Genomic DNA, 26,110 nt, shown 5'->3' with positions numbered 1-26,110 from the left:
GAAGAACTGGCCATAATAAAAAGTTTGTTGAGTCGAAAGCCGTTATCAGTAAAACAATTGAAAAACAACCGCAATCCCAACACCGATCATGCAAGCTGTAATCAAAGCTTCTGTTCCGCGAGCCATGCCTGAAAGTAAATGACCGGCTAATAGATCTCGTACAGCGTTAGTAATTGGAACTCCAGGAACTAAGGGCATTACGCACCCAATGATAATCGTATCAAGGTTGATTCCTAAGCCAAACCTAACTGTAAATATGGCTAAAATCCCAATAATAAAGGATGCAAAAAATTCAGCTAAAAATTTAATTTTTAAGAAATCCGCACTGTAAAAAAAGACTAGAAAACCGATAGCACCAATTAAACAAGTGGCTGCTAAATCAGGCCAAGAACCGCCAAAAAGAATCATCAAAGTTCCGCTAACGACAGCTGCAGAAATTGTTTGAAGCCAAATTGGAAAAAAATTGGTATCTTTTTCTAAATGTTTTAATTTTATGGATAATTCAGTTAAATCTATTTTTTTAGCAGCAAAATCACGGGATAAGTCGTTGACCTTAGAAACTTTTTCCAAGTTAATGGTTCGACTGGGTATTTGTTGCATTTTTAAACCAGTTTCGCCTTCTAATCCCATAAAAATACCTGTGGGAGTTACAAAACTGATACCTGTATGCCCATTCAAATTAGCCGCAATACGGTTCATCGTATCCTCAACACGGTACATTTCTGCACCACTTTCCATCATGATTTTTCCAGCTAGTAGACAGGTATCTAACAGTAAATCAATTGTTTTGTTTGTCATGGGCTTTGTTGTCCTCCTAACGTGATCTCTTTATTTCTAATAATAGCGCAAAAAAAAGTTTTGTGCTAGTTTAAAAACAACATAGGTTAAACAATAAAAAATGAAGTCAATTTTATTTTGTGGTGGCTACTAGAAAATTTTATTGAAAGCACAATAGTGAATAAAGTCAAACAATGATATACTAATAGAAAGTTTATTTATACATACTAAATGGAAGAGGTGAGTGAGATGATGAATACGTATAAATTAATTTTAATTATGCTCCCGCCGCTTCCCGGCGTAAGATGTTTTTTTTCAACCTTTTAATTTAGTTTTATAAAAGCTCTTAAGAGCTTTTAATATAGGAGGAAGTATTTTGAAAAAAAGCATCGAAACGAAAGTGAAAGCACCCGCTTTATTATTATTAATCGTGTTGGTTGGATTTCCGCAAATTAGTGAGACAATCTTTACTCCTTCACTACCAGATATTGCACTGGCTTTTCAGACAACAATGGGAAGCGTTCAGTTAACTTTAAGTATTTATTTTTTTGCCTTTGCTCTAGGAGTCTTTTTTTGGGGGCTTATTTCGGATTATATTGGGCGTCGTCCAGCGATTCTTTATGGTGTAGTGCTCTATGGAGTTGGAAGTTGTCTTTGTTTGTGGGCAGATTCAATTGAATTTCTATTGTTTGCTCGTTTTGTCCAAGCTTTTGGGGCTAGTACAGGTTCAGTCGTGACTCAAACCATTCTGCGTGAGAGTACTACTGGAAACCAGCGTCATGCTCTATTTGCTCAAATTTCAGCCGCGTTAGCATTTACACCAGCAATTGGTCCATTAATTGGCGGATTTGTCGACCAGTATTGGGGATTCTCAGCCGTTTTTCTAGTTTTAGTCGTTATGAGTATTGGCGTATTTGGTTATGCTTACTTTGGATTGGCTGAGACTTTGGACGCTAGCAGTCGTTCGTCGGTTGCCTTAAGGCCTATTTTTAAACGGTTCCTGAAAAATAAGAAAGTCTTGACCTATGGTTTTTTAATTGGAGCTATTAATGGCGTATTGTTTAGTTATTACGCTGAGGCACCTTTTATCTTTATGGAATACTTCCACTTGTCGGCAGCTATCTATGGTCTTTTAGGAATTGTGATCGCATTAGCCTTAATTATTGGTTCGATGCTATCGAAACGTTGGTTGGCTATTTGGCAACCAGAAAAAATTATTTTCAAAGGCATTCAAATTATGCTTGTGGGAGCAGTCATTCTATTAACCCTTAGTTTTTTTAATTTCATACCAGGGGTAATCCAATTTTCGTGTTATCTTATTGGAATATTTATAACACTGATTGGAACTGGAACAGCGTTACCAAATTGTTTAAGTTTAGCCTTAGTTGATTTTCAAGATGTAATTGGGTCGGCAGGAGGGATTTTCAGCTTATACTATTATTTATTGGTTAGTTTGATAACTTTAGGTATGAGTGTCTTGCATAATGGCACATTATGGGCAATGCCGCTTTATTTTATTGGGATAGGCATATTCATGCTCATTTTAACTAAGAGATTTATCTATTTATTGAAGGAATAAATTAAGTTTTGGCAAGTTTTATCTGATGAAAGTTAGATAAAACTTGCTATTTTTACGTTGAAGTAGTCTATTTTTGTTTACTTTGGCAAATCGCTTTCTTTTTAGCTGTAAATCCTGTATCATCAGATAAATATAAAAATATAATTTGCAAGGAAAGGGTTGAATGTGTTGGAACAAAAAGTCGTTGAAAAATTACCAAAAGTTGAACTACATTGTCATTTAGATGGATCAGTTAGTCGCAAAACTATTCGGAAAATTGCTGAGGCGCAAGATTATTCATTGCCTGAAAGTGAAGCTGAATTAAGAAAACTTGTTCAAGCAGGGGATGAATGCCAAAGCTTGTTAGAGTATATTGGGAAATTTGATACGGTTTTAGATTGTTTACAAGTTGAAGAAGCCATCACAGAAGCTGCTTATGATTTAATTGGTGACGTTAAAAAGGAAAATGTCACTTATATAGAAGTTCGTTTTGCACCGATGCTTTCTACGCATAAAGGATTATCTGCAGATCAAGTCGTTCAAGCAACTTTGAATGGATTGAAAAAAGGCGAAGCAGATTTTGGTGTCACAAGCCGTGCAATTTTATGTATGATGCGTCATCATGATGATCAAAAAAATCATGAAATAATTGAGTTAACCAAAGAGTATCTAGGTCAAGGTGTTGTGGGTATTGATTTGGCAGGAGATGAAGCTAAGTATCCTGCAGGGGACTACAAATCGTTACTAAAAGTAGCTTTAGAGTACAATTTACCAATTACTTTACATGCAGGTGAGTGTGGTTGTGCTGGAAATGTCCGTGAGTCTATTGATATGGGAGCAACACGTATCGGTCATGGGATTGCTTTAAAGGATGATCCAGAGATTCTAGCCTATTGTATTGAAAATGGAATTACTGTTGAAATGTGCCCTAATAGTAACTTGCAAACTAAAACAGTCACTGAATGGAGTGACTATCCTTATTTGAAATTCAAAGATGCTGGTTTGAAAATTTCGTTAAATACTGATAATCGGACGATTACAGACACGAATTTAACCAAAGAGTTTATGACGTTAGACAATCTTTATCAGATTGGATATGCTGGTATGCAAGAGCTGACAGAAAATGGTATTAAGGCTAGTTTTGTTGATGAACAAACGAAAAAGGCTTTATTACAAACAGTTAAAACAGCTTATCAAGAAGTGCGTTAACAAAGTAAAAAGACTAAGCAATTAGTCTTTTTATTTTTTGTTAACGCAAGGTTTTTCTTAAATGGGGCAAATTTGTGACGAAAGTTGTTGGAAATCAATAAGATTATAAAATAAATATCTCTTTATCTAGTTTAAATGAACACTAAATGTTACGCTAAAATTGGAGTATATTTTAGTAACATAGAATAAAATTAGGAGGAGTTTTAATGGAAAGTAACTACACGAGTTTGGGAAAAGTAAAAACAGGATTGACAACAGTTCAAGGTATTTTTATTGTAGGAAGCATCTATTCTTTGCTAAATATTATTGTACAGTTTATGATGTCTACTCAGTCGATGGTGATGTCTGAAGGTGGAGAGTACACCCCTAGCATGTGGGATCAGTTTAGTGGGATTTTTAACCAAATTACAAGTTATATTGGTGTGCCAGGTAGTTTATTATTTTCTATTTTAGCAGTTATGATTGCGACCTTTGGAAAAGAAATTATTACGCGATTAGATCAGCAAGAGCCTTTATATTCAACTGAAAATGCAGCTACAATCAAAAAAATGTCACTTGTAACTATCATTATTGGCGCGGTAGCAAGCATCTTAGTGTTAGTTGGTATAGTAGCAACTTTTTTACAACAACAAGCAGTTATGAATATGGATATGGAAGCTGCCTCTTCAGGTATGTATGAAATGAAATGGTATGATAGTTACCAATGGGTATTTGGAAGTGAAATAGCTGGTGGATTTGTATTAATTATTGGCTATATAGGCTTGTATTTAGCATTGGTTGGTTTGGCAAACTTTTTCACAGATAAAATTACTAAAGAAGCATAGTCACTAAGTCTTTTCTTTGTTATACTAAATAGGAAGAACGGGAATAAATGTTGTTCTTCCTTACATAGAGTTTAGTCAAAAACTCATGATAAAAAGTTCTAGTGAGGGATCTGCCCTACTAGAACTTTTATCATGAGGAGAATGTCCTTTATATAGAAGCTATGTAAAAAAAAATGAGCATAGGATTGGAGTCTAGCTCAAATTAAAGGAATGGGGAACAAACAAATGTCAAAAAAACGTGGATTTGAAGTAATCGAAAAATACAATCAAGCAGGAATTAATTTGCCAACACGAGCAACAAAGCAAGCGGCTGGCTATGATTTCGAAGCGGCAGAGGATATTGTGATTCCAACTTTTTGGAAAACGTTGTTTAAGACAGTTATCTGGGAAGTAACTGGAGCGTTTAAGGAAGTTCAAGTAGCAGAGGTAGATCAACGCTTTTTAAAACCTATTTTAGTTCCAACTGGAATTAAATCATATATGGGCGCTGATGAATATTTACAATTAGCAAATCGCTCAGGGAATCCTTTGAAAAGTTTTTTAATTTTAGCTAATGGTGTTGGGGTTATTGATGCGGATTATTATAACAATGAGGCCAATGAAGGGCATATCATGTTTCAATTTTTAAATTTTGGTTTAACAGATAAGGTAATTAAAAAGGGCGAACGTATTGGTCAAGGAATTTTCTTACCTTTTTTAAAGGCAGATAATGAGACTGATATTGTTGGAGAGCGAACTGGCGGATTTGGTTCCTCTGGGAAATAGTCTTTATATAGAAGAATTTGAAAAGAAGATTAGAATAGTTATTCTAATCTTCTTTTTGTTTTAGTAAATCTGGATTCCATTGCTTAGCAATGAGAGTCCATTTTTTTGAAGCTGAGTTTGACAAAAACACCAAAAATGTACTTTCCAAACGACAAAATTGAGTAGTTTAGCTAAGTTATAAAAGTATAAAATTGTAGTTAAATGCAAGTGTTGAAAGAAATTAGTTAAAATAAATTTTTAAAATTGTATATAAATAAATTCGTTTGATTATTTCTATAAAGAAAAGTAAAATTCAGCATGGTTAGGAGGTTTAAACGAATTAATTCAATTTAAATTAGGATAATTAAATAGAAGGAAGACCAAGTATCATGATGTAAAAGATAGATTTAAATAAATAAAACATTGTTAAAAAAAGTGTTTTTTGTATATGTTTATAAAATTTAACTGTATAGTAGAAGCATAGAATAGTGGAAATTACTACGTGACGTGGTGAAAGTAAAAAAGCATTTCTTTTTATTAGGTGTTATTATAATTAGTATAAAGTATAAAATATGAAGAGGGCTAACTTTTGCCTTGTAGGCCTTAAAAATAATAGGATGACTGAACTAAATAGATTATATAGTCCCTAATTCAACTAACAACATACCACAAACTCGCAGAGATTCTTACTATTCTAAAAAATTGAAGGGAGGAAAATAAAATGGTAAGTAATGGAATAGAAGCTTATTGGCAAGATGCAGTTATTTATGTGGTTTGTTTCCAAGTAAGGAACTCCAACGGAAATTATCGAGATATAAAAAAGAATTTGATTTTTAAAGAAGAACTCTCTGAACAAGAAGTAGCAGACATTATTACACGAAAATTTAGCAATGTTCAAAAAGTCAAATACGTGGACTGCTGGTCGGAAGCTTTACAGCTAAAGTAGATATGACTACAAAGAATTTTGCTGGAGGAGAGGGCCTATTAATGATGTCTTTTTATCAAAAATATCTAAAAGAAAAATAGAAATAATCAAGATATTAAATTCTGAAAAACGTTTTTGGACCTTAGAAGAAATATCAAAAATGATCGGCACATCGAAAAAAACCACACATATTCAACTGAACCAAATCAAACAATTAGTTCAAACAAAGTATCAAGGCAATCTTGAAATAAAAAGTGATCGACAAGGTTTTAGCTTAGAACGGAATATTGGATTTAATATTCAAGAATTCACGATTCAGATTTTAAAAGAAGAAATTTTGTTTGTTTTAATTAATACTGCATTAAAAAATGAAACGCAAGATGTGCAATTATTTTTGGAAAAAAATTATATTAGCTTAAGCTTGTATTATTCTTACCAAAAGCGATTAAATCAATTTTTAAAAAAGTACAGTATTCAATTAATTGCAAATCCATACATTCATTTTGAAGGTGAAGAACATAAAATTAGGTTATTTTTATATCAATTTTATTGGGAATTTTTTCAAGGAAACGAGTGGCCTTTTGAAAAAGTTTCGAAACTAGATACCCATAAATTAACAGATAAAATTCAAAATGATATGCAAGATGGGATGGGAGTTACTCAAAAAATACAACTCTCCTATGCTGTAGCAATATGTGCTTCAAGGATAAAAAGTGGATGTTATATTGAAAAAGAGCACAGCCTACCCTTTAAAATAACTAATGTTCTTTTAAATATTTTTAATTTTTATGGAAATGTCATTAAGACTTGGTCGCATAAAGTTCCAAATATAGAAAATGAAATTGTATGTCTCTGGTATTTAAGTGGTATGTTTGCCACTGTTTCTTTGAAGGATTGGGAAACTGCAGACGAATCTGATGCTAACCAACAAGCAGTTCAATTAATCAATAATTTAGTTCAGAATTTGGATTTTATATTTAAGGAAAAAAATAAAGAGCAAGAACTTGTTTGTCAGTTATTATTTTCAATTTACCAAGAACAAAATTATTTTGAATTAGTTTTTGAGACTAATAGTAAGGAACTTCAAAAGCAAGTTCCTTCGTCTATTTTTAAGAGAATAAATAATTGCGTGGAGCACTTAGCTTGTTTAATGAAAAAAGACAAAGACAACGCACAATCTGACAGATTGCTCAAAAGATTTTTTGATCTATTATTACCAATGATTCAAGAATCACTAAACAAAGTTAAAGTGAAGCTGTATACAGTTGGAACACCCTATGATTATTTTTTGCAAAAAAAAGAGTTGGAAATGCGCGATAAAAGTTTGATGGTTGTTGAAAATAGTGCAAATGAAGAATTGGATTTAATTATTAGTGATTTCTATTTAGAGGAAGAGTATCAAGTTCCGGTTTTTATAAGATCTTTTCCGAGTACAGATAATGATTGGGAATTATTAAGCAATTTAGTCAGTAAAATAAAACTAAATTTGAAAGGGGTGATTTGAGAATGAAGGGCTATAGTTTGGCTAAAATTTAAGTAAAGGAGGGAAAAATGGATTATTATGAAAAATACTAGAAATAAAATAATCATTTTAGCAGGTATGTTGGTTCTATTAATAGGGAGTGGAGTTTTTGCAATCAATCAATTTTTTACTGCAGGTATTAATGCTAGTGAAGCATTGTCAATAAGAGCAAATAAAGAAACTGTTTTGGTTGATGAGAAATTTGACATCACTTTAAATGAGCAAGGGACACTACAAACAGATAGTGAACAATTGGATTCAAGTGAACCAGCAGCAGATACAGATAGTCAAGCAGATAAAAAAGTATTGGAAAAGGAAATAGCCAGTACAAAAATTCAATTGCCGATAGGTCTTGAATTTGATGCTGAAAAAACAAAACAATTGAATGAGCAATCAGATAAATTCACAGCGACTTGGGATTCAGATACACGTACAATTGAAATCAAGTGGTTAGAGTATCAAACAAAAAATGAACTTATTTTGGCACTTGAAGCTAAAACTCCTGGAACTTATGAATTAGAAGCTATTCGTCAATTTAACGATGAAAAAGAAACCTCTGAGAAGCTAATGATTCAGGTTAAGGAGCTTTTACAAGATTCTACAGCTCCAGTAGTAGAAGAATCAATAGTAAATAAATCTACTGATTCTCTAGTCCAACCAGTGATTACGAGACAGACACGAGCTGTTGGAGTAGATGAGCCACCAGTTGCTAGTGAAGGAACTGTAGCAAATGTAACTGATCAAGCAACTTTTATAGCAGCTATGAAAGATACTAATGTTACTCAAATTAATCTTATGAATGACATATTGATTACAAGTGGTCTTACAAATCAACTTCCAGGCTATGCGTTAGGTCCAGCTATGCGAAATGGGAAAACATTGGTTGTTGAAGGTGATTATGATGGAAGTGGCGTAAAGAGACTTGATTTCCAAGGTCTATCTATGCAATTTTATTTTGCTTCAGCAAATCAAAGCATGAATTTAGTGATGCGTAATTTGAAACTAAATGGAACTAATTATTACGGTCCTTTCAGTAATTACACGAATAATGTCAATCAAAACAATTTTAATATGTATTATCATAATGTCGATTACACAGGTTCTCAATTAACAGCTTCTTATGCATCAAAAGCTTATTTCTCAGGCGATGTAAAAGTGGATACTGCTCCTAGTTATGTTTCGTTAAGTGGAGCAACGATGACAACTCAGGATAGAGGGAACTTATACAAACCAGATGGAACGACTGCTGCAGTGACCAATCAGCAAAATATGGAAGCTGGAAATGTAACATTTATGGAAAATGCTCATTTTTGGGGAAGAACAACAGGTTCAGCGAATTTCCATGTTTATGGTGGTGGAAATTTTGATGTTGGGAAAAATGCAGTCATTGATTTAGAGGTAGGTGGACCAAATCAATGGGGGGAATCAGGTAGTACCAATGGTTGGCCAGCTGTTTACCTATTAGCTGGAGCTGAGTTCCGGGTAAGAGATGGTGCAAAAGTAAATATTACAACCAATAAAACCACCGGAATTCAATCAACCGGACGTGGCGGAATTGGAATGGAAAACAACGCTAAACTAATTGTTGAAAGTGGCGCTGAATTGAATATCGATTTAGATAAGATACTTCATAGAAACTACAATGGAGCTTATGGGGATGCCATTCGAATGGGAACTGGTGGTTCAGTATTAGTTCAATCAGGTGGTAAATTAAATCTAGCAATGTCAAATATTTCAAATGGATATGCAAATGCAAGTTATCTAAGTATGATTAATATGACAGGTAGCGGAAGTTTCAATGTTGAGGATGGCGGTTCATTAACGATGAAAAGAACTGGAACAACTTCAACAATTCCGTACAACGGTATTAATGTACAGGGTGCTGGCGGTTCAGTATTAATTGGTCGAAGAGCAACTCTTGATGCAGAATTAGATGGAGCAGGGATATCCAATGTTATCAACATGGCATCAGGTTCTACTTTTAACTTCTCAGATGCTGAATCGGTTGATTTGAGACTTACGAATACGAATACAGCTAGTCGATTAATATCTATGAATGGTACGTTAAATGTAGATATTCAAAATATTATGGCTTGGAATCGTGGGCAAGATATTTTAAATGAGACTGCAGCGAGACAATGGAATCCAATGTATGGCATAAAAACGGTCTATAGTGGTGGAAATGTAACGAGTACAACAGGGAATTCAATTACAAGCTCAGTTACAACAGATTTTCAAGCTAATTTCAGAACACAAAACTTTACGCGCTTGAAATTTGCCTTTATTCCAGATGTTGATTTAGTAATTAATCGTCCTTTAACAGATAACAAAACAAATACAAGTAGCCATGTTATTACAGGTATTGCTTACCCAGGAGCTTTTATTCGGCTAAGTTTGGTTGATGCTAGTGGCAATCCAGTAGCGAATCAGTCACTATTACCAACAGCCACAATCCCTTCACAAATAGAATCAGAACAAGGCAACGTAGCTAATAATTTCCATACGAATGCAGATTCTGAAGGCAATTGGTCTGTTTCACTACCAGCAGGAAGTTATTTAGAAGCTGGTATGAGAATTAAAGGGTATGGCTTTTTAAATGGAAAAGATGCATCTGATACAGCGCTTGTTTTAGATCGTACGGCGCCAGACGCTCCTGTTTTAAATCCAATTAAAGATCAAGATACAACCATTACCGGAACAGCTGAAGTTGGCTCAACAGTTAGAGCCTACAGCGTAGTAGGGGATATCCAACTGGGTAGTGACGTGATTGCAGATAGTACTGGGAAATATACAATTACGATACCAGCAGATAAACGTCCTTTAGTTCCATATTTGGAATACTATACGACGTCTAGTGATCATGCAACGGATGAAGAGGGAAATGCAACCCCAAATACAAGTGCTAAGTCAAATTTACAAGCAGTTGTCGATACCACTCCGCCAACCGCTGATCCAAATCCTAAGGAATTTAATTTAGCAGATGGACCAGTCATTTTAGATCAAAATCCACAAAATTACGTTAAAAATATTTTAGATAATCAGGATCCAATTCCTGGCAAAACATTCTCTTTTGAGTTTGTAGCAGGTAAAGGACCAGACCAAATTGACACAACTAAAATTGGTGGACATTCCGTTGTAGTTCGCGTATTTGATCAGGCTAAAAATTATATTGATGTAACGGTAGGGATTAGTATTATTGATGATTCTGTTGTATCTGGTGTAAATATTTTCTTAAAAGCAACAGATTTTAGCATGATTGTTCCAGAATTTAATGATTTAACTACAACTGAGCTATTACATGCTGAATTAATAAAACGAAGTCAAGCTGTTGCATGGAATAAAGTAACAGGAGCACCTGTTCAGACTGAAATCGGGACAGATGGAGGTATTTCAGGTGTAGTAGGAAGTTACAACCTCTCAGTTCGTGCATTAGATGTTACACCAGCAACCTATTTAAGTAAATCAGTCGTTGGAACAGTAACTGGTGGGACAATTGAATTTTTCCAAGCACCGAAAGATGTTGATTTTGGATCGAAAGAAATTTCTTCTCGTAAAAAAGTTTACACTCCGACAGAGGATGTTTCAATGATTATTGAAGATTCTCGTGGGAAAACGGCTAATTGGGAATTGTATTTAAAGGTTGGGAAAGATTTAACCTTAGACAGTAATGAGGCCATTTCTCTACCAGGTGCGTTACGTTTTGTAAATTCTTCTAATGAGGAAGTAGAGATTAATGACCAATCTGGTTTAGTTCATAGCCAAACGGGTTCATTATCACCTATGAAGACAACCGTTAGTTGGAATCGTTCTTTAAATCAAGGTTTGTTGCTTCGCGTTAATCCAGGTCAAGCGACCAAAGGTTCATACACTGGAGAATTAGTGTGGACTTTAATGGATACTGCAGAAAATGAAAAAAGTTCTAGCGCAACAACACCAGATTAAATGGATGAAACAAAATGTAGGGGAGAGGAGCAGTAAAAAATGAAAATAAAAATAGGATTTCTTCTACTACTTTTAGGACTTTCCTTTAATTTTCTAGCTGTCTCAACGAATGTGTATGCAGATGGCGCAGAATCAGATGTAGGGATTTTCTTTAGTGATATAGAAGAAGTGCCAAGTAAACCTGATTTACCCAATTTAAAACCGAATCCGACGCCAGAAAAACCGAATACAGGTGGGACAACATTTCCACAAACGGGTGAAAAGGCTGGATTCAGTAGCTATATTAGTGGTCTTGGAGTAGTAGCAGTTGCCATTTTCTTAGTAAATAAAAATAAAAAAAGAAGTCAGAATGGAGAATCATAACATGAAAGTAACAAAATTAGTTTTAGGGAGTTCATTAATTTTAGGAAGTTTAGTAATTGGACAAATAGGAGCTTTTGCAGGAGAAACAGGGGATTCTGCTCGCTCAACGGCAGATGTTGAATATACAGTCAATACAAATCCGATTAATCCAACCGATCCAACCGATCCAGGCAATGAAATTAAACCAGATCCAGAAAATCCTGGTACTGGAAATGCTGGTCCGTTAAGTATTGACTATATTTCAAACATTACTTTTGGACAAAAAGTGGCTTCTGGGAACGCAGCAACTTATAATGCGGCTTTAAGTCGTGTCATCAATAAAGATGATTCTGCTAAGCCTGTTCCAAATTATGTTCAGGTAACAGATAACCGTGGAACAATTTCTGGTTGGAATCTTGCGGTTAAACAAGAAGGGCAATTTAAGAACACAAAAGGTTCATTATTAGGTGCAGCAGAATTAAGTTTGTTAAATGGAACAGCAAACTCAGCGAATGCTGTAGTTGGAGCAATCCCATCAACGAACAAAAATATTGCTTTGAAATTAAATGCGTCAGGTAACGGTGTAAATTCAACGGTTATGACTGCAACTTCTGGACAAGGTTCTGGAACGTGGACAACAATGTTTGGAAAAGATACTACTGAAGGAGCAGAATCAGTTCAATTACATGTGCCTGCTAATACAAAAATTGAAAAAGGTGCCTATTCAACGACTTTAGTTTGGACACTTTCAACAGACGCAGCTCAATAAAAGAGAATCGAGGAGAGTAGCCCATGAAAAATTGGAAACTATCTTTAGTGGGACTAGCAAGTATTTCTGGTTTTCTTTTAAGTGGAGTTGAGGTAGAGGCAGCAACGACAGCCACTCTTAATGGAAGTGGAGAGATTAGTTATCTAGAAAATACTACGCATCCACCATTAGTTGACCCAGAAAATCCAGGTGAACCTGGCGGTGAGATTGTTACAGTCCCTCCTAAAGAAGGTACAGCAGGTCCGTTAAGTATTGACTATGTTTCAGATTTTCAATTTGATACGCAACTGATTTCAGGGAATGATGAGCGTTACTATAGTAAGTTAACAACAATTACAGATAAAGATGGCAGTAATCAACGTGAAGTGCCTAATTTTATTCAAATTACAGATAACCGTGGAAATAACATGGGCTGGTCGTTGTCTGTGAGACAGAATGGACAACTAACTTCCCAAACAACGAATGCGGAATTAACAGGAGCTGCGATTACGATTCACAATTTGACATCAGATGCTAAAAATAATGATGGGAGCAATGGTCCAGTTTTAGCCAGCTCAGCAATGAATAATCAGTTTACGCTAAATCCAAACGGTGCAGTTACACCTTTATTAGTCGCATCAGAAAATCAAGGTTTTGGTACATGGGTCACATTGTTTGGAGAACGTGATAACCCGTTAATTCCCGCTGATACAGCGATAGAGTTAACTGTACCAGGATCAGCAAAAAAAGAAAAAGCACATTATACAACAGAATTATCTTGGATTCTTTCGGACGAACCAAGCAATTAAAAGGAGAATGAAAATGAAATTAACTAAATTAGCAGTAGGAACAATCTTATTAAGTTCAAGTATTTTTGTATCAACGACACCAGCTTTTGCAGCGTTAGAAGATGGACAAGCAGCAAAGGTTGAATCCAACGGTTCTATTACGCTAAGAGAAAAGCCTGTTGACCCAGAAAATCCTGATAACAGTGGTCCTTTGAGAATTAAAAGTATTACAAATATTGAATTTGGAGAGCAGTTTATTTCTGGTGATGACCAAGTTTATAGCGCAAAATATAAAACGGATCTTAATGAAGAAGGCAATGCTTTACCAGATAGCTTAACGGTAATTGATGACCGTGGAACAAATAATGGTTGGGAATTGCAAGTCAAAAATGATGGTTTTCATTCAGCTGACAAATCAATAACACTTGCGAATGCTGAATTGGTTATTGCAACAAAATCAGCACTAAACCTTTCTGCAAATACATTACCAAGCCAATTGAAAACCGTAACGTTAGCAAATGATGGTTTCCATTCAGTTGTTGATGCTAGTCAAAATGAAGGAGTTGGAACAACTACTCATTTATTTGGAACAGCTAAAGCAGATGCTGCTGGAAAAACGGAAAACACAGACGTTCAATTAAAAATTCCAGGGCGTTCAACAAAAGTAAAAGATACGACTTATGAAACAACTTTAACATGGGTATTATTAGATGACCCATCAGCTAACACAAATCCGTAAAAATAAAATCTAGGGGGATATAAAATGAAAACAACAAAATTAGTCGCATTGACAATCTTAGCAAGTACAGGGGTAGCGTTATTTTCTCAAACAGCTTTCGCAGCAGAAACGAATCAAGCTTCTGAGCTGAAATCAAATGGTGTCATTCAATTTAAACAAGATCGTGATCCAGATCCAGAGGGGAACAAAGGTCCATTAAGAATTGAGTCAATTGCTCCAATTAACTTTGGTATTCAAGATATTAGTGGAGATACGAAAACATACAACTCGATTTATACAGAAGATGTAAAAGAAGCTGGCGGACAATATTTGCCATTAAATGTTGTGACAGTAGATGATCGTGGAACAAATGAAGGATGGCAGTTACAAGTAAAAGAAACGCGTCCGTTTTCAGAACTTGATACAGATGGTACGACAGTTAAGCCTGATGGTTCTGTTTTAACAGGTTCAGTTATTACGTTGAAATCGGCAACTGTAGAACGTCCATTGGATAAAATTACAGAACCTATTACTTCTCGCCCGGGAAATGCTACAGCAACAACTGCTGTTAACAGTACTGGTTTCCAAACATTAGTGAGTGCAGATGCAAACCAAGGAATGGGAACTTGGCAAACACTTTTTGGAGAGAAAGTCGATGCAGCAACGGATGCAGGCAAAGCTGTTGAAAATTCTGCTGTAACATTAACAATACCAGGGGATACTGCTAAAGTGAAAGATGCTTTATACCAAGCTGAATTAACTTGGATTTTGTTAAGCACACCAGAATAAAAAACAGTATAGGGGAGTTTTGAAAAAATGAATCAAACAAAAAAAGTACTAGTAGCTCTAACTTTAACTACTGGATTTTTCGTAGCACCAGCGGCATTAGCTGCTGATGTTCCTTCGAAAGGTTATGTAGATTTTAAAAATGAGGACGAACAATTAGGTGGTTCTCTAAGAATTGACCGTGTTTCAGCTATTAATTTTGGAACAGTTGGATTAAAAGGAGATACAGCTGTTTATTCTGCAATCTATACAGCAGATGAAACAGGAACGCCAGGTACATTTTTGCCATTGAACGTTCAAACAACAGATAATCGTGGTACGAATGCTGGTTGGCAATTACAAGTAAAACACTCTCGTCAGTTTAGTGAAATTGATGCAGAAGGTAATCTTGTTCCCGATGGCTCTGTTTTAACAAATTCTACATTAGAGTTTACCTCAACATCTGCAGTGGACAACGCTGCGATTAGTGAAGTGGGTAAACTTGGACCTAGTGGATTCAAAAGTGAAACAGTTCTAAATGATAGTTTTAAAACAGTTGTAAATGCAGGTGCAGGTGAAGGTGTAGGAAGTTGGAAATTACTTTTTGGTGCAGTATCAGATACAGCCTCAACAGAAAGTACGCCCGTTCATTCCGATACTGTTAAGCTAACAGTGCCAGGTTCTACTCAAAAGAAAGAAAATGTGAATTATGAAGCAGAATTAACATGGACGCTACTTGCAACACCAGAAATTTAATGAGATAAGCTTAAAATAACTGAAAATAAAAGGAGAAAAAATAAAATGAAATTAACTAAATTAACTTTAATTAGTGTTGTAACAGCAGGGGCAATTTTAGGAGCAGCATCTCCAGCATTAGCAGATGTAACATACCCTCAAACAGTAGATACAAATGGGGTTGTTCAATTTAAAGATAGTGATGGAAAACCTGCGCCAGTCGATCCTACAGATCCAGATCCAAACCCAGTTGAACCAGAAATTCCAGCTGGAACATCAGGTTTAGTTCGTTTAGATCAAGTTCCAACATTAGATTTTGGAACTGCAACGATTCGTGGAACCAAAGAAACACAAGGAGCGAAATATGTCCGTTTAAATAATGTTGGTGGAGAATTACGTTATTTTGTGCCGGCTTATGTTCAAGTTACAGATGAGCGTGGAACGAATGCTGGTTGGAACGTAAAAGTCAAAGCTTCTGAATTCAAAGCTTACGACGGAGATACTTTGTCAGAAGATCAAGCTGGTTTAGTTGGGGCAACAATCAGTTTTAAAAATGCACATGTAAATAATCACTCTGGAATGACTGCACCAGAAATTACTCAATATAGCCCAGTAGCGAATGAAGTTATTGTGGATGCAAGTGCTACATCAACAGATAAAGTCTTATTAGATGCGGCAGCAACTAAAGGAATGGGAATTTGGAGCACATCATTCTTCGATGCTCCAGCAGGAACAGCTATTCCAACATCTACTGATATTGCCAATGTTCCACAAGATGCGTCAATTGAATTGGCAATTCCAGGTACAGCTCAAAAATCAAAAGATTTCCGTTATGAGTCAACATTAACATGGACAATTAGTGATACACCAGCTTAAATTCATATAGGGACAAGCTTTTCTGAGTTTGTTTCTCAGAAGAAATGTGGAATTTGATGTGGCAAACCTGTTACATCAAATTCACCTATTCTTCTATTGAGGAGCTTGAATAAAGTCAATAAAGTTGTTAGTAAAATTATGGAGGAATAAAAATGAAATTAACTAAAAAAAGTATCATTGGATTTGTTACTGTAGCAACATTATTAGCAGGGAGTGCTCCAGCAGTTTTTGCTGACGAAGTGGGAACAGCTGGACCAAAAGGGAAGGTTAACTTTGTTGAAGGTGAAATTGATACAAATCCACCAACTGTTATCTCACCAGAAACAGAACCACCAGAAGAAATTAAGCCAGAAGAACCAAACTTTACTACGGGACTATTAAGAATTGTTGATGCTCCAGTATTTGATTTTGGTGATGTTGCAATTTCAAGCTCAAATGCTTTATATTCTGTAAAAACAAATAAATACTCAAAAGTTGTTGATGGGGTTGTTACAGCTACTCCAGTCTACAAAGCACCAATGGTTCAAATCGAAGATAAACGCGGAGAAACTACTACTCAAACGTGGTCATTAGCTGTTTCAGCAACAGAATTTAAAACAGCAGATGATGAAACTTTAACAGGTGCTGAAATTCGTGTTAAAGATAAAGGCATTGTGTTTAATAATACTCGTACGCCAGATAGAGTCGCTCCTGGAAGTGGAATTAACACAACAGCAGCTGGATTTACAATTGGTTCAACAGCAAAAGTTGTATTATCATCTGAAGCTGGAAAAGGAAATGCTCTCACTTCTCTTGCTTTAGATCCGCAATATAAAGAAGGTGGATTTGATAGTGGTTCAGGCACTGTGCAAGCCTATACTGCAGATACCAAAGTGGATAATGTGCAACTTTTCGTACCAGTAACAGCTACAAAAATCACCAATGCTTTATATACTTCAACAATTAGTTGGACATTATCAGATACTCCAGACGCAATAACTAATTAGAAAAAATGATTTAGTGTAAAGGATGAGTTCAATTGAATTCATTCTTTACTTCTATTAAAAATGAAGGAGAACTTAATTTGAAAAAAATGAAAAAAAATATAGTCTTAACTTTATTAGCTACAATCACGCTTTTTATCCCAATAATGAAACCAGTAATGGCTGAAGAAGGCGATAATGGAGCAAATAATGTCTCTGTATCAACCAATATACCAGATAATCAAATTGATAAAAATCAAAACTATTTTGACTTGTTAATGGAGCCAGGAAAAGAACAAGAATTAGAAGTCGTTTTGCGAAATAATACCGACAAAGAAGTGACTATGTTGGCAGATGTGAATACCGCCATTACAAATGATAATGGGGTTGTTGATTATAGTTGGAATGTTGCTTCTGGATTGGAACAGGCAAAAATAAATAATAAAGATGAAGCTAATACAAAAATTGATTTAAAATCAATTGGCTATGATTCAACTTTGAAGCAGCCCCTGTCTGAAATGGCAAGTATTGATAAAGAGATTAAGATTCCTGCAAAATCACAAGTTATAGCAAAAGTGAAAGTAAAGATGCCTGATGAACAAATTGACGGAGTCATTGCTGGTGGTATTTATTTGACTCAAAAAGAAGATACATCTAGTGATGAAGGAAAATCTCAAGGAGTGCAAATTAAAAATAAGTTTGTTTATGTTGTAGGAATTCAAATCAGACAAAATGCTGATATTTCAGCTCTTGTACCAGATATGAAATTAGACCCTAAAAAAATTGTACCGACTCAAATTAATCATAGAAACTATTTAGGAATTAATTTACAAAATATCGAACCAGTATTCATCCGTAAATTAACTGTAGATGCAAAAGTTTACAAAAAAGGGAGCGCTGAAGTTCTTCACGAAGCCACTCAAGAGGGCATGAAGATGGCTCCAAACTCAAACTTTAATTTTGGAGTGAACTGGGAGAATCAAGAATTTAAAGCTGGAGATTACCGTGTGAAAGTAACGGCTAAAGCTGAAGACTACAATAAAGAATGGTCTTGGGATGAAGAATTTACTATTACAAAAGATAAAGCTGATGAAATGAACGCAAAAGCTATTGAATTAGAAAAATCAGAAATAGCTTGGTGGGTTTATGCGTTGATTGGAATTGGTTTGCTTCTTTTAGTACTTCTAATTGCCTATTTGATTAAACGTCACATAGATAAAAAGAAAAAAGAAGAAGAATTAAAAAGAAAAAGAGCACTTGCGCGGAAAAGAAAGAAAAAAAATGCAGCAGCAAGTCATAAAAAAAATGAACAAACAAGAAAAAAAGATTAGACTAGGTGGGGAGGAGTAAAGGTAAGATGGATAAAATAATAAATAGGAAAATTAAACTTATTCAGCTCCTTTATTCTTACACTACCTATACTGGATTACAAGAAATAGCTGATTCGGTGGGACTAACCATTAAAACCATTCAGTTAGAATTATCAAAAATAGTAGAACAGCTGAACCTAAATAATTATGGTATTAAATTAGTTAATGAAGGTACTACTTATTATTTAGAAAGAGAAGCTATCAATCATATAGATTTACTCTATTTTAGTATAGAAAAAGAGTCACTCTTTTTTTTCTTTACTAATAAGTTGTTTTACAATCAATTAAATCCTAAAAAATTATATGAAAGTTATCATTATAGCTACAGCCATTTTCATAAACGAAAAATTGAGTATGGCAACCATTTACTTAAGTATGAGTTGTCTTTTTCTTCAAAACCATTAAGCATAGTTGGAAGTGAAACGATGATTCGTTTTTATTTCTTCTCATTTTATTGGGAGAAGTATGGAAAAATCGAATGGCCATTTTCTCATGTGGAAAAAGAATGGGTACTGTCTTTAGTCAGAAAAATTGAAAAAGATATCAAACTTATTTTAAGTGAGATTGAACAGTTAAAGTTAGCCTATTGGGTTGCAGTTATTCTTAATCGAACATTGAACGGCCATTTTATAGCAGATAGTCAATTTGTAGAAAAGGAAAGTAATTTTATTGCTCATCAAAAAAATGTAGCTTGGAGAGAGCTCTTTTTTGATGATATAAATAAAGTAGATTCTAATACAATCAATCAAGAGCTGACCTATCTTATGTCTATCGTGCTACTGGTATTAGATGGAAAAAAAATAAGGGGGTTAATTGCTCAAAACCAAGTCGATTACAAGGTTGGTGATGTGATGGATTTATCGCTAAAGTTTTGCCAGAGTGTTCAAGAAGCCTTTAAATTGAAAATTGAATGGGAATTGATGTTAAATTCAGTCTATCTTGTATTTTACAGTGAGATGAAATTGTCAGGAAAAGTATGCAGCCAGAAAGAAAAATACAATGTAAATAAAAATGCAAGTACTTATAAATTATTCATTGAAAAGTATCAAAAATTTAGTTTAGATTTAATAGAAACAACTGAACAATTCAGGTCTTTTATAAACGTTTCTGAACTTTGGGAAGAATTAATGCTAATTGTGTTTCACGTAGCAGATATGGATAGCTATCGACCACGTTTGACAGCACAAATAAAGTTAGCGGCTGGTAATCTAGAGGAAAGATTGTTAATGAACTGTTTGAATCAATTAGACTACAAGATTAAGTATGAAACTGAGGGGAAAAGTCCAGTTGACTTAGTGATAACAGATATTTATTTTGAACAGAGCGATGATGTTACAACCTATTTCCCTTGGAATAGGACAAGTATCCAAGATAATTTTAAACGCTTAAGTCATTTTCTGAAAGAGTTTAAATTCACGAGATAAATAATAGTTTAAGAGTTAATTTAACAAGCCACGACAATGGTACTAATTTTCTAGTGTTATCTAGAAAGTATGGTAGCTTGTTTTTTTAGTTTAATCGGGTGCGTATTTTTCTTTACCTTACAAACGTTCTTACTTGACTATTACACTGTGTCAGACCTTATACTATAAATAAAGACTAAAGTTTCGATTTTATGAGTTAGGCTTTCAAAAGGAAGAAAAATTTCTAGGAGATAAAAAATATCACATCAAATTTCCTTATTCTTTGTTCGAATCTAAGCGAACTCAAAAAAATTTATTAGAGGGGGATTCACATGGCACGTCCACAAAGTAAAAGCGAGTTAATTCAGTTAAGTACAGAAAATTATCAAAAGCTAAAAAAATTGATTTCTTCATTTTCAGATGCAGAAAGAATTGGGAAGTTTCCATTTGAAGATCGCGATAAAACGATTCGTGATGTACTAGCTCATTTATATGAGTGGCAACTCATGATGGAAGAGTGGTATAAAGTTGGTATGGAAGGTGGAACTCCTGATGTTCCAGCTAAAGGATACACGTGGAGGACGACCCCAGAATTGAATCAACTGATTTGGAAGAAGTATCAAAAAATGAATTTAGTTGAAGTGGAGGAAAGGTTAGAGACTAGCCATAAACGGATGCTAGTTCTAATCAACGCTCATACGAATGATGAATTGTTTATGCGTAACTGCTATTCATGGACAAAAACAACGACGCTAGGTGCTTATTTTATTTCGGCGACTTCAAGCCATTATGAATGGGCAATGAAAAAAATTAGAAAGTATCAACGCATGATCAAAAAGTAAAAGTGAAAAAAGGGGAGAAAAAGCCATCTAGAGCTAAATCGGGTGGCTTTTTTTGTAATATTCCCTAATAATAAGAACTAATGTAAAAAAATTAGTTTTTTTAAGATAACATACAACTGATTCTTTTATTGAGTGTAGAATATAGAATAATAGGCTAAGAAAGTTATTAAAATCAAGAATAGAACCGATGAAAGGCGCTTTCATTTCGTGTCATTTTTGTTATATTTTTGTAATAAATAAACATACCATCTTAAAAATAAGAAATAAAAAGAATTTTCTAATCTAAATATGGCTTTTTTTAATGTCAAATATTACAGTGAAAAAAATAGCTAGAAAACGAACGTACGTTTCTAAGGAATTATCGGGATAAAATCATATTCATTGATTTGATTGGTTTGTAATCGTTTTTTTGGTGTTAGATAACTTGTTTTTTAATTATCAGAAAATTCAGTATTATGATAATTATGTATATAAACAATCGTTATTAAAAGTGGATGTGTTCAAGTTGTAATGTTTTGTTAACCTTTCTTCGATTTGAATACTGTAATCTTATTGGAGTCGAGAAACGTACAAGTGTTCTTGGCATTTGGAAAATAAACATCATGGAGGAATTTACGAAATGAATTTCAATAAATCAGCCCTTTCAACATTAATGATTTTTTCAATGGTTTTCTTAAGTTTGTTTGGGTTACGTGCAAGCAGCGTAAAAGCAGACAAGTTGCCTAATGGTAACTGGGAAATCAAAGATGGAGATACATTATCTGAAATAGGCTTACAAACAGGATTATCTGTTGATATAATTCGTCTACTTAACCCGACGACAGATCCATTCTTTTTACAAATTGGTTATGAACTTAAATTACAAGAAAGTGCGGATGAATTAGCACAAAAACAAGCAGAACAAGTTAAACTTGCTGAGGGAGCTTCAGAAGAAGCTGTAGTAGCTGTTGAAGCTGCGACAGAAGTTGTTATACCTGCTCCTGAACCAGAAGTGGTCGCTGAAGTAGCACCAACAAATGAAACAGCTCTTGGAACTTTTGAAGCAACATACTATACTGCTTTTGATGGAACGCAAATTGGAATTACAGCAAATGGAACAGATGTCCGTAATGGTCAAACAACGACAGCAGAAGGCTATCGTATTATTGCTGCAGATCCATCTGTATTACCTTTAAACACCGTTGTCCGTGTGACAACAGGTAATGGAGAGAGTTTCTTAGCTCAAGTCTGTGATACAGGTGGAGCAATTATTGGCGGACGAATCGATATTTTAGTTGGTTCGGTTTCAGAAGCTACAGCATTAGGTCGAACAGTTGCAGATTTAACAATCATTTAATCAAATAAAAAATAAAAAAGAGAAACCCAACGCTATTGTTGAGTTTCTCTTTCTACATAGTCTTTGTGTTTAAAAAAAAATCAATTTATTTTTGCCAGTTTGTTTTGCTTCATACAATGCTTGGTCTGCTCTTGTATAAACTGCATTGCTGCCTTCGTAATTATCAACATCGACTTCACTATTAAATTCAGTCATACCAATTGATGCTGAAATGAAAAGTTTATTCGTGTTGTGATTGTACGGGGTTTGAATGAGGCGTTCACGGAACTCTTGAAGAGTAGCATAGGCTTCCTCTCTAGGTAAGTAGGTTAGGAATGCAAATTCTTCTCCACCAATACGATAGAGTTCACCTTTGGTTTGTGGGAGATTCTCTTTTAAAATGGTTGAAAAATGTTTTAATACTTGATCGCCAATATGATGGCCATAGGTATCGTTAATTTGTTTAAAGTCATCAATATCAATAATGGCTAAACAAAAAGTGCTACTACTATTTTGGCTACCGTGAAAAGAATCATTTAAATCCAATGTAAACATCCTACGATTGTAAAGGTTTGTAAGATGGTCCGTAATAGAGCCAGTTCGGTATAGGTTCATTGTTGAAGCAACTGAAACAGCCATATTCACAATAATGATGGTAATTAAAAAAATGGAAGTAAAAATACTGAAATAAATCGCCATAGAAATCAATTTTGGTAGCTCTAGGATTGGTTTAAAGTAAATTGAGAAGATAATTATGCGCGTTGAAATAAAAACAAGTATAAAGTAACTAACAGATTTTTTTAACGATAGTTTGTATTTTTTGATGATAATGCTCACAATTAGGAGAAATACAGTTAAAACAAGGTTATTAAAATAATTTAAGGCGTTGTTTTCTGGTGCAAGAATATATTCAATTGTTTTTCCAAATATTAAAATTCCTGTAGCGATTTCTCCAAGCCGTCGATTTCCATATATAACAGAGAAAAAAACAAAAACATAACGCATATCTATTTTCATTATTTGAGAAACAACAATTTGGTTACTTGATAAAACTAGACTAGAGCATCCAATAAAAATACCAAATAAAATAATCAATAAAGGTGGAGTTGTTGAAAAGTCAGAAGAATATTCTTTGAATCGCTGATTAGATGATATCTTCAACCCTAGAAAATAACAAGTTAAGACTGTACTTACAATCAGAGCTAAATTAATAATAATTTGATTAAGTATCAACACCATTCTTTCTTCCTCCTATATCGCCTATTTCATTTTATTTTAGTAGTTAATCCAAAAATAGTATAACATACTAGAAGGGTTAATTTCTTTTTAAATAACAACTATGAATGTTTTTTTTAGTTTATTTCATAAAAGATTACTTTAAATTAACTAAATAGGTTAATTCTATAGTACAATAAGAGCAAGAAAAATTATTTTGGAGGTGTGGGTTTTTACCCAGTATGGTATTATTTATACGGTTTTTAGTCATTGTTTTATTAATCGGAGCAACGGCTCTTTTTGTAGCGGCTGAGTTTGCTTTAGTAAAAGTTAGAACAAGTCGTTTAGAACAGATGGTTGTTGAAGGTGTAAAGAATGCACCTTTAGCTAAGCTTGTTCATGAACATTTAGATGCGTATTTATCAGCTTGTCAATTAGGAATTACGTTGACTTCGTTGGCTTTAGGTTGGATTGGTGAGTCGACAGTTGAAGCAGCGATTCATCCTATCTTTGTTTGGTTAAATATTCCAGAGGCAGTTACTAAAATTGTAGCCTTTGCAATTGCATTTTCAATTATAACCTTTTTTCATGTTGTTGTAGGTGAATTAGTACCGAAGTCATTTGCTATTTCAAAGACAGAGAACGTGGTTTTAGCAGTTGTGAAGCCTTTGCATGTTTTCTATAAAACGATGTATCCATTTATTTGGGTCTTAAATAGTTCTGCGGCAGGTATTTCAAGAATGCTAGGTTTTGAATTTGCTGGTGAAGGCGATGAAGCTCATAGTGAAGAAGAATTGCGTTTGATTGCTTCAGAAAGTTTTAAACATGGCGATATTAATCAATCTGAGTTGCTTTATTTAAACCGCATTTTTGATTTTGATAATCGTTTAGCGAATGAGGTTATGATTCCAAGACAAGAAATGGCGGTTATGACAACGGATATGACGGTTGAAGAAGCGGCTAAATTATCGTTAGATGAACAATTCACTAGATACCCTGTAATGAAAGATTCTAAAGATGATATTGTTGGTGTAATTAATTCTCGTGATTTATTTAATGTTTTTGTCAAAAAAACATTGGCTCCAACGGATTCGATTGAATCCTTAATTCAGCCTATTTTACAAGTAATGGAAACTACACCAATTAGTGATTTATTAGAAAAAATGAAAAAAGAGCAGCGTCATATTGCTATTTTACTTGATGAATATGGTGGTACAGAAGGTTTAGTTACTGCGGAAGATATATTGGAAGAAATTGTTGGTGAGATGCGAGATGAATTCGATGCAGATGAAGTGCCTGATATTCGTAAAATCGATGTAGGAAAATATTTGATTTCGGGTAAGGTATTACTAGAGACAGTTGAAAAATTACTTCATATTAAATTTGAAGAAGATAGTGCTGTTAGTACTATTGGTGGTTGGATATTGAATCGAAAATATGATGTTGAACAAGGCGATACGTTTAGTTACAAAAATCTAGAATTTACAGTAGTAGAATTAGAAAATCACACTATTCAAATGGTGGAAGTTGCAGTTATAGAAAGCTAATAAAAAGAGAATTCAATTTATTAATTGGATTCTCTTTTTCACTTTCTGTTTAGTAAAGTAAGCGCCATAAATAAAAAGTAGCATAGGATTCCCAGTTTTTCCAGGCTTTAGCATAATTTAGTACAACTTCCTTAGTTGGTTTTTGTTCTAAGCTTTGACTAAATTGAATCGCACGAAGTAACCCGACATCCGTAACCGGAAATGCTTCAGGATAGCGTAGACAGCGCATTAAAACATAGTTGGCAGTCCAAGGTCCAATTCCGTATAGATCAGTTAAGGTTTTTTCAGAAGCTGCAAAATTATCCATAGCCAAAAGTTTTTCTTTTGATAATTTTTTTGACGCAATTAGTTGAGCAATACCAATAAGATAGTCACCTTTTTTTTGTGATAATTGCAAGCTTGTTAAATCAGAAGCTGCCAAACTTGCAATCAGATCTGGTTTTGGAAAACTCCAGTATTTTACACCTTCGTAATCAATAGATTCTCCGTAAGCTTCAATCAATCTTCTTTTTAATGTATAGGCAAAACTCAAATTAATTTGTTGACCGATAATTCCCCATGCCAATGCTTCGAATAAATCAGGTATTCCGATTAATCGAAGACCATAAAATTTAGAAACACTTTGTTTCAAGACACTATCTTTTTGGGCAAGTGAATAAAATTGAGTGAGATCTCGGTGTAAATCAAACCAATCATAAATGTAGTTGATAATTTTAAGGCGCTCTTCTAGTTGAGTTGGACGTGTATTTTGTAGAAATATGCAAATCAAAAAATGGTCTGGATGATAAGAAATTTCAATAAGCGTATCAACTTGCTCTACTTGAATGATACGACGAATTTTTTTTTCATGAATCGTATACAAACTTTCATTTTTTTCTCTAGATAAATAATCTAGGTTAAGTTCATAATTAAAATCTGGGGGCAAAGGAATGTGTATTTGTTGTTCAATTGTTTCACTATAATTGAGTGGTTTCATTAATGTT

Annotated in this window: 23 protein-coding genes; 20 read left to right on the top strand and 3 right to left on the bottom strand. The window is 34.2% G+C overall.

Annotated elements, in window-relative coordinates; all coding sequences use genetic code 11:
• Positions 1 to 45: 45 nt before the first annotated feature.
• Entirely contained in the window at positions 46 to 798 is a 753-nt protein-coding gene (locus BR77_RS09535; RefSeq protein ID WP_010054852.1) for a threonine/serine exporter family protein, read from the bottom strand.
• A 355-nt stretch (positions 799 to 1,153) separates the two neighbouring features.
• Here BR77_RS09535 and BR77_RS09530 point away from each other — a divergent pair, with 355 nt between their 5' ends.
• The 19 genes from BR77_RS09530 (at position 1,154) to BR77_RS09440 (ending at position 22,386) form a co-directional block, all read left to right on the top strand.
• Positions 1,154 to 2,356 (top strand): multidrug effflux MFS transporter, encoded by a 1,203-nt coding sequence (locus tag BR77_RS09530; RefSeq protein WP_015075352.1) that lies wholly within the window; start codon positions 1,154 to 1,156, stop codon positions 2,354 to 2,356.
• Between the two features lie 165 nt (positions 2,357 to 2,521).
• A complete protein-coding gene (gene add, locus BR77_RS09525) occupies positions 2,522 to 3,544 on the top strand; it encodes an adenosine deaminase (protein WP_010054854.1) in 1,023 nt (340 codons plus the stop codon).
• Positions 3,545 to 3,750: 206 nt separating this feature from the next.
• Positions 3,751 to 4,368: a hypothetical protein gene (locus BR77_RS09520; RefSeq protein WP_035064729.1), complete on the top strand. Its 618-nt coding sequence runs from the start codon at positions 3,751 to 3,753 to the stop codon at positions 4,366 to 4,368.
• A 225-nt stretch (positions 4,369 to 4,593) separates the two neighbouring features.
• Complete coding sequence (locus BR77_RS09515) at positions 4,594 to 5,133, top strand: dCTP deaminase/dUTPase family protein (RefSeq protein ID WP_010054857.1); 540 nt, start codon at positions 4,594 to 4,596, stop codon at positions 5,131 to 5,133.
• A 700-nt stretch (positions 5,134 to 5,833) separates the two neighbouring features.
• Positions 5,834 to 6,058: a hypothetical protein gene (locus BR77_RS09510; RefSeq protein WP_010054859.1), complete on the top strand. Its 225-nt coding sequence runs from the start codon at positions 5,834 to 5,836 to the stop codon at positions 6,056 to 6,058.
• A gap of 139 nt (positions 6,059 to 6,197) precedes the next feature.
• Positions 6,198 to 7,541: an AcpB/EbpR/MafR family transcriptional regulator gene (locus tag BR77_RS09505; RefSeq protein WP_119907023.1), complete on the top strand. Its 1,344-nt coding sequence runs from the start codon at positions 6,198 to 6,200 to the stop codon at positions 7,539 to 7,541.
• A 57-nt stretch (positions 7,542 to 7,598) separates the two neighbouring features.
• Positions 7,599 to 11,501: an adhesive domain-containing protein gene (locus tag BR77_RS09500; RefSeq protein ID WP_015075357.1), complete on the top strand. Its 3,903-nt coding sequence runs from the start codon at positions 7,599 to 7,601 to the stop codon at positions 11,499 to 11,501.
• 39 nt (positions 11,502 to 11,540) lie between these two features.
• Positions 11,541 to 11,864, top strand: coding sequence for an EF2685/EF0750 family sortase-dependent surface protein (locus BR77_RS09495; protein ID WP_010054865.1), 324 nt, complete (start codon positions 11,541 to 11,543; stop codon positions 11,862 to 11,864).
• Between the two features lies 1 nt (position 11,865).
• Positions 11,866 to 12,612 carry a WxL domain-containing protein gene (locus tag BR77_RS09490; RefSeq protein WP_035064725.1) on the top strand — a complete coding sequence of 249 codons (747 nt, stop codon included), beginning with the start codon at positions 11,866 to 11,868 and terminating at the stop codon, positions 12,610 to 12,612.
• 23 nt (positions 12,613 to 12,635) lie between these two features.
• On the top strand, positions 12,636 to 13,400 hold the full coding sequence (locus BR77_RS09485) for a WxL domain-containing protein (protein ID WP_035064721.1): 765 nt from the start codon (positions 12,636 to 12,638) through the stop codon (positions 13,398 to 13,400).
• Positions 13,401 to 13,413: 13 nt separating this feature from the next.
• Complete coding sequence (locus BR77_RS09480) at positions 13,414 to 14,118, top strand: WxL domain-containing protein (protein ID WP_051926697.1); 705 nt, start codon at positions 13,414 to 13,416, stop codon at positions 14,116 to 14,118.
• Between the two features lie 24 nt (positions 14,119 to 14,142).
• Complete coding sequence (locus BR77_RS09475; protein WP_010054870.1) at positions 14,143 to 14,886, top strand: WxL domain-containing protein; 744 nt, start codon at positions 14,143 to 14,145, stop codon at positions 14,884 to 14,886.
• A 27-nt stretch (positions 14,887 to 14,913) separates the two neighbouring features.
• Positions 14,914 to 15,618 (top strand): WxL domain-containing protein, encoded by a 705-nt coding sequence (locus tag BR77_RS09470; protein WP_015075360.1) that lies wholly within the window; start codon positions 14,914 to 14,916, stop codon positions 15,616 to 15,618.
• A gap of 45 nt (positions 15,619 to 15,663) precedes the next feature.
• The gene (locus BR77_RS09465; RefSeq protein ID WP_035064718.1) at positions 15,664 to 16,473 is read left to right on the top strand and encodes a WxL domain-containing protein; all 810 of its coding nucleotides are present in this window, start codon (positions 15,664 to 15,666) and stop codon (positions 16,471 to 16,473) included.
• A 152-nt stretch (positions 16,474 to 16,625) separates the two neighbouring features.
• On the top strand, positions 16,626 to 17,459 hold the full coding sequence (locus BR77_RS09460) for a WxL domain-containing protein (RefSeq protein WP_010054874.1): 834 nt from the start codon (positions 16,626 to 16,628) through the stop codon (positions 17,457 to 17,459).
• Positions 17,460 to 17,545: 86 nt separating this feature from the next.
• Positions 17,546 to 18,766: a WxLIP family cell surface protein gene (locus tag BR77_RS09455; protein ID WP_035066078.1), complete on the top strand. Its 1,221-nt coding sequence runs from the start codon at positions 17,546 to 17,548 to the stop codon at positions 18,764 to 18,766.
• A 26-nt stretch (positions 18,767 to 18,792) separates the two neighbouring features.
• The gene (locus BR77_RS09450) at positions 18,793 to 20,229 is read left to right on the top strand and encodes a helix-turn-helix domain-containing protein (RefSeq protein WP_035064715.1); all 1,437 of its coding nucleotides are present in this window, start codon (positions 18,793 to 18,795) and stop codon (positions 20,227 to 20,229) included.
• A gap of 311 nt (positions 20,230 to 20,540) precedes the next feature.
• Entirely contained in the window at positions 20,541 to 21,050 is a 510-nt protein-coding gene (locus BR77_RS09445; protein ID WP_010054880.1) for a ClbS/DfsB family four-helix bundle protein, read from the top strand.
• Positions 21,051 to 21,669: 619 nt separating this feature from the next.
• Complete coding sequence (locus tag BR77_RS09440) at positions 21,670 to 22,386, top strand: 3D domain-containing protein (protein ID WP_035064712.1); 717 nt, start codon at positions 21,670 to 21,672, stop codon at positions 22,384 to 22,386.
• 69 nt (positions 22,387 to 22,455) lie between these two features.
• On the opposite strand, the gene BR77_RS18300 is transcribed toward BR77_RS09440, so the two are convergent.
• A complete protein-coding gene (locus BR77_RS18300) occupies positions 22,456 to 23,604 on the bottom strand; it encodes a GGDEF domain-containing protein (RefSeq protein WP_051926695.1) in 1,149 nt (382 codons plus the stop codon).
• Between the two features lie 218 nt (positions 23,605 to 23,822).
• Between BR77_RS18300 and BR77_RS09430 the strand changes: the two genes are divergently transcribed.
• Positions 23,823 to 25,127 carry a hemolysin family protein gene (locus tag BR77_RS09430; protein ID WP_015075367.1) on the top strand — a complete coding sequence of 435 codons (1,305 nt, stop codon included), beginning with the start codon at positions 23,823 to 23,825 and terminating at the stop codon, positions 25,125 to 25,127.
• A gap of 49 nt (positions 25,128 to 25,176) precedes the next feature.
• Here the strand turns inward: BR77_RS09430 and BR77_RS09425 are convergent, their stop codons facing one another.
• On the bottom strand, positions 25,177 to 26,103 hold the full coding sequence (locus tag BR77_RS09425; RefSeq protein ID WP_010054884.1) for a DNA-3-methyladenine glycosylase family protein: 927 nt from the start codon (positions 26,101 to 26,103) through the stop codon (positions 25,177 to 25,179).
• Between the last annotated feature and the right edge of the window lie 7 nt (positions 26,104 to 26,110).

The sequence above is a fragment of the Carnobacterium maltaromaticum DSM 20342 genome, from assembly GCF_000744945.1.
GTDB lineage: Bacteria > Bacillota > Bacilli > Lactobacillales > Carnobacteriaceae > Carnobacterium > Carnobacterium maltaromaticum.
This window is presented reverse-complemented; position numbering and strand designations above follow the sequence as displayed.

Coding starts and splice junctions, on each gene's coding strand:
- BR77_RS18300 (WP_051926695.1), bottom strand. CDS start 23,604: ATGGTGTTGATACTTAATCAAATTATTATTAATTTAGCTCTGATTGTA.
- BR77_RS09445 (WP_010054880.1), top strand. CDS start 20,541: ATGGCACGTCCACAAAGTAAAAGCGAGTTAATTCAGTTAAGTACAGAA.
- BR77_RS09500 (WP_015075357.1), top strand. CDS start 7,599: ATGAAAAATACTAGAAATAAAATAATCATTTTAGCAGGTATGTTGGTT.
- BR77_RS09520 (WP_035064729.1), top strand. CDS start 3,751: ATGGAAAGTAACTACACGAGTTTGGGAAAAGTAAAAACAGGATTGACA.
- BR77_RS09495 (WP_010054865.1), top strand. CDS start 11,541: ATGAAAATAAAAATAGGATTTCTTCTACTACTTTTAGGACTTTCCTTT.
- BR77_RS09480 (WP_051926697.1), top strand. CDS start 13,414: ATGAAATTAACTAAATTAGCAGTAGGAACAATCTTATTAAGTTCAAGT.
- BR77_RS09505 (WP_119907023.1), top strand. CDS start 6,198: ATGATCGGCACATCGAAAAAAACCACACATATTCAACTGAACCAAATC.
- BR77_RS09460 (WP_010054874.1), top strand. CDS start 16,626: ATGAAATTAACTAAAAAAAGTATCATTGGATTTGTTACTGTAGCAACA.
- BR77_RS09510 (WP_010054859.1), top strand. CDS start 5,834: ATGGTAAGTAATGGAATAGAAGCTTATTGGCAAGATGCAGTTATTTAT.
- BR77_RS09440 (WP_035064712.1), top strand. CDS start 21,670: ATGAATTTCAATAAATCAGCCCTTTCAACATTAATGATTTTTTCAATG.
- BR77_RS09425 (WP_010054884.1), bottom strand. CDS start 26,103: ATGAAACCACTCAATTATAGTGAAACAATTGAACAACAAATACACATT.
- BR77_RS09490 (WP_035064725.1), top strand. CDS start 11,866: ATGAAAGTAACAAAATTAGTTTTAGGGAGTTCATTAATTTTAGGAAGT.
- BR77_RS09535 (WP_010054852.1), bottom strand. CDS start 798: ATGACAAACAAAACAATTGATTTACTGTTAGATACCTGTCTACTAGCT.
- BR77_RS09485 (WP_035064721.1), top strand. CDS start 12,636: ATGAAAAATTGGAAACTATCTTTAGTGGGACTAGCAAGTATTTCTGGT.
- BR77_RS09455 (WP_035066078.1), top strand. CDS start 17,546: ATGAAAAAAAATATAGTCTTAACTTTATTAGCTACAATCACGCTTTTT.
- BR77_RS09470 (WP_015075360.1), top strand. CDS start 14,914: ATGAATCAAACAAAAAAAGTACTAGTAGCTCTAACTTTAACTACTGGA.
- BR77_RS09450 (WP_035064715.1), top strand. CDS start 18,793: ATGGATAAAATAATAAATAGGAAAATTAAACTTATTCAGCTCCTTTAT.
- BR77_RS09515 (WP_010054857.1), top strand. CDS start 4,594: ATGTCAAAAAAACGTGGATTTGAAGTAATCGAAAAATACAATCAAGCA.
- BR77_RS09430 (WP_015075367.1), top strand. CDS start 23,823: ATGGTATTATTTATACGGTTTTTAGTCATTGTTTTATTAATCGGAGCA.
- BR77_RS09475 (WP_010054870.1), top strand. CDS start 14,143: ATGAAAACAACAAAATTAGTCGCATTGACAATCTTAGCAAGTACAGGG.
- BR77_RS09465 (WP_035064718.1), top strand. CDS start 15,664: ATGAAATTAACTAAATTAACTTTAATTAGTGTTGTAACAGCAGGGGCA.